Genomic DNA, 9,778 nt, shown 5'->3' on the forward strand with positions numbered 1-9,778 from the left:
GTTTTTCTCCTCTGCTCCCTCTGCTCCTCTGCTCCCCCTGCTCCTCTGCTCCCCTACTACCCAATCCCTCATCCCAATAACTCAAGATACGATAGGATAACGGTGACGACAAAACTGCAAATAAATGTAAACAATATAGATATACAAAACCGAATTTAGTCAATCAGTTTATTTTACGTAGGTAGCTTAATGTCCATGACCACGATAGCTCCTGAACAGGTTAATCGCATCGTTTGGAATCAGCATCATGATCCTTTTGAAATCCTCGGTTCTCACCCCATAGAACAAAACGGTAAAAGCGTTTGGGCTGTGCGAGCTTACTTACCAAATGCTAGTGCAGCTTGGGTAGTTCTGCCGGAGGAACGCCAAGAATACCCCATGCAATCGGTACATCATCCCCATTTTTTTGAATGTACGATTGAAACGACAGAACTATCAAATTACCAACTACGGATTAAAGAAGGGGAGCATGAGCGCGTCACCTATGATCCTTACGCTTTTCGCTCTCCACGTTTAACAGACTTTGATTTGCATTTGTTTGCGGAAGGTAATCACCACCGCATTTATGAAAAACTAGGGGCGCACCCCACAGAAATAGACGGTATTAAAGGTGTTTACTTTGCCGTTTGGGCCCCCAATGCTCGCAATGTGTCTGTCCTAGGAGATTTCAACCAATGGGATGGACGGAAACACCAGATGCGTAAGGGACAGACAGGTGTTTGGGAATTATTCATTCCTGAACTGGAAATCGGAACCCATTATAAATATGAAATCAAAAATTTTGAAGGACATATTTACGAAAAATCAGATCCCTACGGTTTGCAGCAGGAATGCCGTCCAAAGACGGCATCAATTGTCACGGACTTAAATTCATATCAATGGCATGATGCAGACTGGCTTGAACAGCGTCGTCATACCGATCCCCTTAGCAGTCCCATCTCAGTTTACGAAGTTCACTTAGGCTCTTGGTTACACGCTTCTAGTGCAGAACCCGCTAAACTACCTAATGGTGAAACTGAGCCTGTAGTCATAGCCGCAGAACTAAATCCCAATTCACGCTTTTTAACTTATCGGGAACTAGCCGAGCGACTCATCCCCTATGTTAAAGAGTTGGGATACACCCATATAGAAATGTTACCCATTGCCGAGCATCCCTTTGACGGTTCTTGGGGTTATCAAGTAACAGGATACTTTGCCCCTACTTCCCGGTTTGGTACGCCGGAAGACTTCATGTATTTTGTTGACCAATGTCATCAAAACGGTATTGGGGTAATAGTGGATTGGGTTCCGGGTCATTTTCCCAAAGATGGACATGGTTTAGCCTTCTTTGATGGTACTCATCTCTACGAACACGCCGACCCCCGCAAAGGTGAACATAAAGAGTGGGGGACTCTGGTATTCAACTACAGCCGTAACGAAGTCCGCAATTTCTTAGTGGCAAATGCGCTGTTTTGGTTTGATAAATACCACATTGATGGTATTCGTGTCGATGCCGTCGCTTCCATGTTATATCTCGACTATTGCCGTAAACCAGGAGAATGGTTGCCCAATGAATACGGTGGTAGAGAAAACTTAGAAGCGGCTGATTTTCTGCGTCAAGTCAATCATATAATTTTCAGTTATTTCCCAGGGATTGTTTCCATTGCGGAAGAATCTACCGCTTGGCCGATGGTGTCTTGGCCTACTTACACAGGTGGTTTAGGCTTTAACCTGAAGTGGAATATGGGCTGGATGCACGATATGCTGGATTATTTCAGTATGGATCCGTGGTTCCGTCAGTTCCATCAAAACAATGTCACTTTTAGTATGTGGTATCACCACAGCGAAAATTTCATGCTAGCTCTTTCCCATGATGAAGTCGTGCATGGTAAGAGCAATATCATTGGTAAGATGCCTGGGGACAAATGGCAAAAGTTTGCTAATGTGCGTTGTTTGTTTGCCTATATGTTCGCCCACCCAGGTAAGAAAACCATGTTTATGAGCATGGAATTTGGACAATGGAGTGAATGGAATGTCTGGGCAGATTTGGAGTGGCATTTGTTACAGTATGAACCACACCAACAATTGAAACAATTCTTCCAAGATGTCAACCATCTCTACCGTTCCGAACCAGCTTTGTATACCCTGGACTTTGTTAAGGAGGGGTTTGAGTGGGTTGATTGTAGCGATAATCGCCATAGTGTGGTGTCATTTATTCGCCGTGACAAGAATGCTGAGAATTTTATCGTGGTAGTGTGTAACTTTACTCCACAACCACACTCTCATTACCGCATCGGTGTTCCAGAAAAAGGATTTTACACTGAGTTATTCAATAGTGATGCTCGTCAGTATGGCGGTAGCAATATGGGTAATTTAGGCGGTAAGTGGACTGATGATTGGTCTATGCACAACCGCCCGTATTCGCTGGATTTGTGTCTACCACCTTTAGGGGTGTTGATGCTGAAGTTAGATCGCCAGAAGACTGCTGAGGCGATGCAATCTTAATCTCAAGGGTGGGCATTGCCCACCCTGATATATCCAGGACTTACACAACTGGCATATCAGTAGGGTGCGTCAGATAGCAAATATACATTTATTGACAGTATGTAATTAGTCTGACGCACCCTAAAAGACATATTTCATGATCACACTGGCGTAAGTCCTAATATTGTTAACTCGGAAGTGACTTGCGATCGCTAAACAAAGCAACACCCCATTCTAGTCCTCGTTGTAATGGTGTCAGTCCAAATTTGATCACTAATCTGATGGGACGAATCAGAAAATAAAGACTAGCAAGCCAATTAGGTAAAGGCAAAGCCTCATAATCATTATCTTTAGGCGTTAGCGCAAATTGCACAACAAACAGACATAACAGAATTTTGTATTTGATATTTTCTATCAGTCTGAAATGAAAAGTTAAACGCCAAGACCAAAAAGACCTTTCAAATACATCTAAAGGTGCGTCAATTTGTTGAAACAATCTTTCTTTGACTTCTGCTGCCAGTTTGGGAATAATTGCAGATGCGTTTATTCTTTGCTTAACTTCATCTGGTAAAGTAATTCCTTGGATATCCTGCGCCAAAGTTAATCCCAATAACAGCATGCGTTCGCAATTTTGTTTTTTAGCCTCCTCCCATAGTGTTGACCATTGAATTTGGGGATAAGCTTTGATTAATTCTGCAATATCGCAAATCCAAGATAAACTTTGCCATAAATCTTTACAACCATGTACGCAGAGGTACAAAAGTGAGTCCTCTAGGGATAGTTGGCGGACAGTATTACCAGCCAGAGATATGGGTTCTAGCCGTTCCCACAACTGATTAAATTTCGGCTTATAAGGAAAGTAAGTTGGTGTCAATTCCCAGTGTAGGTCTATAAAAACTCTACCATCATCACTCACTAAACTGCATTCGCCAAATACTTCTTGCAGTTCATTTCGTGCGGCGGTTAAGTATTCCTGTGGCTGGTATTTTTGAGTTTTTAAGAGTTCTATAACTTCGGGGACATCTTGCTTTTCTACTAGAATGTCTAAATCCCCAAATCTTCGTAGGGACAGATTACCATAAGCTGAAGTCGCCAAGATCGGCCCTTTGAAGGCGATGGCACGAATACCATTAGATTCTAGAAATTTGAGTATACTGATGAGTCTGTGAGACAGGAAGAGATTGTTCAGCGTAATTCTTTGGCACTCAGTTTGTAAACACTTGAGAATCTTGGCGGGAACTTGATCTGGACAAGTGTTCTTCAGGTTTAAGTACAGTAGCGGTTGGACTTTATGCCAAAAAGCTATTTTGAGTAAATAATTCCAGTCTATTTCTTGCTGTAACAGCATCTCAATTTTTGATGCTGTTTCCTGGCTAATTTTGGTTTGAGCCAAGCAGATGAGTAATTCGGCTTCTTTGTCGTGATTTAGATTTGGGGTAGGTGCAGATATTTGAGGTAATGTAATCATGTTTTATAAAAATGAATAGCTCTTGTAATCAAACAAACTTGCGCTTTTACCTAAAAAATAGGGAATAGGGAACTGATTAAAAGTAATTATTTCATCAATGGAGATGCTCTGATGTAAAAGTTCGATAAAATTTTTGTATATAAAATTACTCTGTTTCTTGTCAAATTATTTACAGAAATATGCTGAATTAACTACCCAAAGATAGATGCAATTGTCAAAGATTCCTCAAGCTCTAACCTGGGTTAGATATAAAGCCGTAACAATCCGATCAAGACTTCTGGGATTTCTAAATGGGGTAATACTCCGGCATCTGCGATCGCATGAAATTCTCGAACTGCATTGATATTTAAACTAGCCAAGCGTCTTCCTAATAGGATGCTAGTAAACTGCGCTTTCTCTCCCCAGAAAAATACTGTAGGTGTTTTTAGTTGCTGAATATACAAACTTAAGTCAAAGTACAAATCGCCACGTAAAAATGCTAAAGCAGCAAACTTAGCATTAGGTTGTTGTGCAGAATTTAAGTAAGCATCTACCATTTCTTGTGAAACACGTTCTGGGTGAGCAAACAGAAAGCTTTGTAAAAAATTTCTCACAGCAATTTCATTTTCTGCCCCAAGGGCATAGATGATATTATCTAATAAAGGTGTATTAATTATCGGTAGTGGTAGTCTGCGTCCTGCACCTTGACCAAAGTCATCAAACCCAGAGGGACAGACTAAATATAAACTGTGAAATAAATCAGGTTGCTGAATAGCTAGGCGGATAGTCAAAGCCGCAGTTAGTGAAGAAGCTACGACTGTGACAGGCTGGTGACAAGTTTGGCTGATCAATTGGGCGATCGCTGTGAGATAATCTGGAATCTGGTAATCTCGGACTGGATGAGCAGAATCTCCCCAGCCGATTAAATCTGGGGCTAATATCCGGTGTGTCGGCGCGAAAGCTGGGTAAACTTTTGACCATTCATAAGCAGAAGCCCCACCACCAAAGTTATGTAAAAACAGTAAGGGCGGTAAGTCCTCAGTGTGATCATTCAACCAAGGTGCAGCAGTTTGGGTATAGTAAACCATTTTTCCCAAAGATGTATTGATCACTTTATGCCCAAAGCCAGGAGGTTGAAACTGAAGCATAGTATTTACTTTTTTGCGTGTTAATACTGAGACAACCAGTAAACTATATTTTATCCGGTAACTTGTGCTAACTGATGGAGGCGATCGCCAGTGATCTGGTAAGCTGCGCCAAAACCGATGACAAACCGACCCTCACTAGGAGTCAGTTGGAAAATCCGAAAGTCAGCCAAACCCCGTAAAACTTCAATAATCTCACCAAAACGTCCATGAAATTGCTCAACAACTAACTTCCAAGTTTCCGATTCTCGCTCAATTAAAGTAGCTGTACAATCAAAACTCAACCGGCGACGCGCAAAAATTTGATTTGTCTGAGATTCATCCTCAATAAACAACACACATACATGAGGATTAGCATAAATATTTTTCGTATGAGTTGAAAGTCCACTCACATAAATATAAATATTCTTAGCATCATCCATCACAAACGGAGTATAACTAGCATTAGGAACTCCCTCTGCATTAACCGTACTAATAATGACGCTTTCAAACTGCTGACAAAACCCTTCGTACTCAGCCTGAGCTTTTTCGATTTGGCTCATAAATCAATTCAAAATTCAAAATTTAAAATTTAAAATTCCAACCACCCTAAATCATACCAGAAGCCAGGGGAGTGAGGTTAGCAGATTGCAACCTGATAAAATACCAACTCATCCGCGTTTATCTGCGTTTATCTGCGTTCAATTATTTTTCTTGTACCTCACACTGGTCGAGAAACACTAAACTTAATCACTGTTACATTTCGTTATGATGTAGCAAGACGATGTTGATGATGAGGACGCAAAAGTGGCAGATAAAAATCGTTCTCAATGGGACTTAGGTAGGTTTGTCCAAACCTTGACATATTTTGAGGTGATACCTTTGCTTAACTGGATACAGCAGTTAATCCCAGGTAGTCCGCAAAATCATCCACCGGATGGAGGTAAAAGCATGGGTGTAATTTTAGTAGCAGGTGCAACTGGTGGGGTTGGTAAACGCGTAGTCAAACGACTCTTAGAAACAGGTGTGAAAGTGCGCGCCCTGGTGAGAGATATTGATAAAGCGCGGTCAATTCTTGGTTATGATGTTGACTTAGTAGTGGCTGATATCACTAAACCAGAAACCTTAACGCCTGTCGTTATGGCTAATGTTGAAGCTGTAATTTGTTGTACAGCAGTGCGTGTACAACCTGTAGAGGGAGATACACCAGATAGAGCCAAATATTATCAAGGCGTGAAATTCTATCAACCAGAAATTGTGGGCGATACTCCTGAAACAGTGGAATATCAAGGAGTAAAAAATTTAGTCGAAGCGGCGGCGAAATATTTACCATCTGCTGATGAAAAACTGATATTTGATTTCACCAATCCCTCAACCGAGTTAAAAAATGTTTGGGGTGCGGTGGATGATGTGGTGATGGGTGGTGTGAGTGCGAGTAATATTTTCTTGCGAGAAAACACCGCTTTATTTACTGGTAATGTCTCCACTGCTAACTCTGGGGGATTTGCCTCTGTGAGAACGAAAAACTTTGACCCACCATTTAATTTATCAGGTTATGCAGGTGTGGAATTGCGTGTCAAAGGTGACGGTCAGCGTTATAAATTTTTTCTCAGGACAGATCCGCAATGGGATAGTTTAGGTTACAGCTATTCTTTTGATACTGTAGCTGACACTTGGATAAATGTGCGTGTTCCTTTCGCCGATTTGATTCCTGTATTTAGAGCTAAATCTGTCCCCAATGCGCCAGCAATTGATAGCAGTAAAATCAATTCTTTTCAATTGATGTTGAGTAAATTTGAATATGATGGCGCATTAAATCCTAAGTTTTCCCCTGGTAATTTTGCGTTGGAGGTGGAAGAAATTAAAGCCTATGGTGGAAGTAAAAAACCACAATTTATTCTAGTCAGTTCCGCAGGTGTGACTCGTCCAGGTAGACCAGGAATTAATTTGGCGGAAGAACCACCAGCAGTCAGGTTAAATGACCAACTGGGGGGAATTTTAACTTGGAAACTCAAAGGAGAAGATAGTTTAAGAGCCAGTGGAATTCCTTACACAATTATTAGACCTTGTGCTTTAACTGAAGAAGCAGGAGGTAGAGCCATGATATTTGAGCAAGGTGATAATATTCGGGGTAAAATTAGCAGAGAAGATGTAGCATTATTATGTGTGCGATCGCTGCAACAACCACAGGCTTGTAATGTTACCTTGGAAGTAAAGGAAGGGGAAAGTATAACTCAATCTATCGATTGGGAAGAATTATTTTCTCATTTAAAACCCGACCTGTAAGTAATGCCGCATCGCACAGTAGGGGAGTTAAGGAAATCAAGAATTTACAGCAGGTAACAGGGAACAGGCAACAGGGAACAGCTTTAAAAGTCACTTAGCATAAGACTTTGTTCCTCAAATTTGTACCTAATTTACCCCAAATCTGCTGTAATTCAATGCCTTCTCCCCCAAGGAGTTAATTAAATGTTTCGTAGATTATTATTTGCTATCGCTTTAGTAATTGTTATTTGGCTAGGTTTATTATCTAGCCCAGCTTCATCGCAACAGATTGAATCTCGTCTTAATAATTTACAAGCTGATTTTAATCGGGTAGAGTCCAGATTAAATCAATTAGAATCACAGTTTTCTCAAAATCGCCAACTTCCATCTTCCAGAACAACAATTACACTACCATCAGGTTCTAGAAGAAATGTATCGCAGTCAGAACGAGACAGAATGTTTGATAGGCTAGCAACTTTAGTTGTAGAATTAAAGCAACAAGTCAATCAATTAGAAGCGCGAGTTTCTCGACTAGAGTCACCTAAAACATAAAATTTGTGGTGACAAGTCCATTTTTACACCGCTAAATCGCATTGCACATCTAAACGGGAATAGACGAGTCACCACTATTGACTAACTGAGCTACAAAGCCTAAAAGTTGATCTGGTCTAGCCTTCAACAATGATTTTACCAACCATACCTGCACCACGATGAGGTTCGCAGTAGAAGGTGTATTCACCAGCAGGAGCATCTGCGGGGAAAGTGGTTGTTACTTTTTGACCAGGACTCATCATTAAGTTTTTGTTAGACAGAGATTTAGCTAAATCAGCACTCTTAGCTGGGTTGAGAGCAGCATCAAAAACAACGTTGTGAGGAGGTACTTTGTTGTTTAACCATTCGATGGTATCGCCTGGCTTAACTGTCAATTTTGCAGGTTCAAAGCCCAAAGCTCCCTTATCAGTACCCAGTTTGATTGTGTAAGTTTCAGCCGCAGCACTGGGGGTAAAAATGGCGAAGCTGCTAACAACTAAAACAAGAGTCAATACAGCCAAACTAAAACGTCGCCAGCTAGCAGCAATTAATCTCATGGCGTTCTCCTAATCGATATCTTTTATTTTCCCTCTCTCATTTTAAATAAAATTAACGCCAAATATGACAATATGTCGTAGATAAATTTTTTTTTTAGCAATGGGCAGAGATAAATAGCAAAAAAATGGCAAAATAGCAAGCTCTGCTTAATATTTATTAGCCATTGGTCATTAGCCAGACTCTCTGACAGATCAAAAGTTCTTTTGACAGCAAGCGGGAGACTGTGGGGGGTGGTTCTGAGTCCTGTGTTCTGAATCCTGCATGGCGAGGAAATCACATTGAGGAGACAGTATAAATCCGCAATCAATTTCCTGGTCTTCAGAACTCAGAACAGTCTAGGGAAACCCGCAGAAGTGTTTACAGGACTCAGCATTTAGTCAAAAAAATTGACCTTAGTAGTAGATTTTACCGCCGCCCCATTTGTCGCCCAGAATTTTTGGCTGAAGCAGAATATGACCAGCGATCGCTTTCAGGTCATCATCAGTCAAATTACGCATTTCGGTAAAAATATCTGCGCTCTTGGTGCTGGGGTGTAATTCGGAAATCTCTTCTTCCCCGTCGTAGGTGGTGGGATTCTTCATGTAATCCACCAAACCCTCAACGTTGTCACGCTTGGGTGTTGCTAAAGCCAAAGCTTCTGGTTCCAGTCCTACGTTTTGGTTTGTCTTAGTTACACCACCGACATGGCATTGAGCGCAAGCGTATTGAAATAAACGTTTGCCTTCTTTAACTTGTTTTAAACTGAGGGTAACGGTATCACCCTGAGCATTGAATTTAACTGTTCTGGTAGCTTCGTCCAGTTCCACAGCTGTTGCACTACCGACAACCAACTGAAAAGTCAGTAAAACAGTAGCCACAACAACGCCAATCAGTCTTCTAAACATTGTTTCCCCTTAAAGATTTTGACGCTCAACACAGCTTAGAAAGTAATACTCAATCTCTAAAATTGCTAACTAATGATTTTTTACCAGTAGCTTCAGCCCACAACTAACTCTGGTGACTGTGTACCGAGTTGATTTTGGGCGTGTCGCAGACAATATTTTGTCAATTATTGCCTTTGCATCCTCTAACGCCAAACAGATGGCTTGCTGTTTGTGAGCAGTTAGAAGTTGGATTACCACAGCCGAAACCTTGACAACAGTCACACTGTAGTCTATGGGTATCTCTGCGATCGCTTGGTTTACACAACCCATAATGTTTGTTAACTGACAGATAGAGATTGAGTCGCTGTAATACCAATATCACGTTAGGAGTGCAATTTGTTGCTGAAAATTTGAATGGGGACTGGGGACTGGGTATTGGGGACTGGGGACTGGGTATTGGGGACTGGGGACTGGGGACTGGGTATTGGGGACTGGGGGAGAAAAACTAATGACTAATGACTAATGAC

General features: G+C 41.3%; 9 protein-coding genes. 3 read left to right on the top strand and 6 right to left on the bottom strand.

Annotated elements, in window-relative coordinates:
• Window positions 1-195 precede the first annotated feature (195 nt).
• Entirely contained in the window at window positions 196-2,484 is a 2,289-nt protein-coding gene (gene glgB / locus AACS98_RS01675; RefSeq protein WP_066375535.1) for a 1,4-alpha-glucan branching enzyme, read from the top strand.
• A 166-nt stretch (window positions 2,485-2,650) separates the two neighbouring features.
• On the opposite strand, the gene AACS98_RS01680 is transcribed toward glgB, so the two are convergent.
• The 3 genes from AACS98_RS01680 to AACS98_RS01690 all read right to left on the bottom strand — a co-directional run bounded on the left by AACS98_RS01680 (window position 2,651) and on the right by AACS98_RS01690 (window position 5,597).
• Window positions 2,651-3,931 carry a nucleotidyltransferase domain-containing protein gene (locus AACS98_RS01680; RefSeq protein ID WP_066375537.1) on the bottom strand — a complete coding sequence of 427 codons (1,281 nt, stop codon included), beginning with the start codon at window positions 3,929-3,931 and terminating at the stop codon, window positions 2,651-2,653.
• 242 nt (window positions 3,932-4,173) lie between these two features.
• Window positions 4,174-5,058, bottom strand: a complete 885-nt coding sequence (locus AACS98_RS01685; RefSeq protein ID WP_066375540.1) for an alpha/beta fold hydrolase — start codon at window positions 5,056-5,058, stop codon at window positions 4,174-4,176.
• A 50-nt stretch (window positions 5,059-5,108) separates the two neighbouring features.
• A complete protein-coding gene (locus AACS98_RS01690; protein WP_066375542.1) occupies window positions 5,109-5,597 on the bottom strand; it encodes a HugZ family pyridoxamine 5'-phosphate oxidase in 489 nt (162 codons plus the stop codon).
• 244 nt (window positions 5,598-5,841) lie between these two features.
• On the opposite strand from AACS98_RS01690, the gene AACS98_RS01695 reads away from it, so the two are divergent.
• On the top strand, window positions 5,842-7,320 hold the full coding sequence (locus tag AACS98_RS01695) for a CIA30 family protein (protein WP_066375544.1): 1,479 nt from the start codon (window positions 5,842-5,844) through the stop codon (window positions 7,318-7,320).
• A 183-nt stretch (window positions 7,321-7,503) separates the two neighbouring features.
• Window positions 7,504-7,851 (top strand): hypothetical protein, encoded by a 348-nt coding sequence (locus tag AACS98_RS01700; protein WP_066375550.1) that lies wholly within the window; start codon window positions 7,504-7,506, stop codon window positions 7,849-7,851.
• 116 nt (window positions 7,852-7,967) lie between these two features.
• Here the strand turns inward: AACS98_RS01700 and petE are convergent, their stop codons facing one another.
• From petE to AACS98_RS01715, 3 genes are all read right to left on the bottom strand, one after another.
• Window positions 7,968-8,387 (bottom strand): plastocyanin, encoded by a 420-nt coding sequence (gene petE / locus AACS98_RS01705; RefSeq protein WP_066375552.1) that lies wholly within the window; start codon window positions 8,385-8,387, stop codon window positions 7,968-7,970.
• A 393-nt stretch (window positions 8,388-8,780) separates the two neighbouring features.
• Window positions 8,781-9,272 (bottom strand): photosystem II cytochrome c-550, encoded by a 492-nt coding sequence (psbV, locus tag AACS98_RS01710; protein WP_066375553.1) that lies wholly within the window; start codon window positions 9,270-9,272, stop codon window positions 8,781-8,783.
• 69 nt (window positions 9,273-9,341) lie between these two features.
• Complete coding sequence (locus AACS98_RS01715) at window positions 9,342-9,581, bottom strand: hypothetical protein (protein WP_066375555.1); 240 nt, start codon at window positions 9,579-9,581, stop codon at window positions 9,342-9,344.
• Window positions 9,582-9,778 lie beyond the last annotated feature (197 nt).

Source organism: Anabaena sp. CA = ATCC 33047 (assembly GCF_963870205.1).
In the GTDB taxonomy this organism is placed as follows: Bacteria; Cyanobacteriota; Cyanobacteriia; order Cyanobacteriales; family Nostocaceae; genus Trichormus.

Excerpts from the sequence above, each read along its gene's own strand:
- glgB (WP_066375535.1), top strand. The coding sequence starts at position 196 with ATGACCACGATAGCTCCTGAACAGGTTAATCGCATCGTTTGGAATCAG.
- AACS98_RS01680 (WP_066375537.1), bottom strand. The coding sequence starts at position 3,931 with ATGATTACATTACCTCAAATATCTGCACCTACCCCAAATCTAAATCAC.
- AACS98_RS01685 (WP_066375540.1), bottom strand. The coding sequence starts at position 5,058 with ATGCTTCAGTTTCAACCTCCTGGCTTTGGGCATAAAGTGATCAATACA.
- AACS98_RS01690 (WP_066375542.1), bottom strand. The coding sequence starts at position 5,597 with ATGAGCCAAATCGAAAAAGCTCAGGCTGAGTACGAAGGGTTTTGTCAG.
- AACS98_RS01700 (WP_066375550.1), top strand. The coding sequence starts at position 7,504 with ATGTTTCGTAGATTATTATTTGCTATCGCTTTAGTAATTGTTATTTGG.
- petE (WP_066375552.1), bottom strand. The coding sequence starts at position 8,387 with ATGAGATTAATTGCTGCTAGCTGGCGACGTTTTAGTTTGGCTGTATTG.
- psbV (WP_066375553.1), bottom strand. The coding sequence starts at position 9,272 with ATGTTTAGAAGACTGATTGGCGTTGTTGTGGCTACTGTTTTACTGACT.
- AACS98_RS01715 (WP_066375555.1), bottom strand. The coding sequence starts at position 9,581 with ATGGGTTGTGTAAACCAAGCGATCGCAGAGATACCCATAGACTACAGT.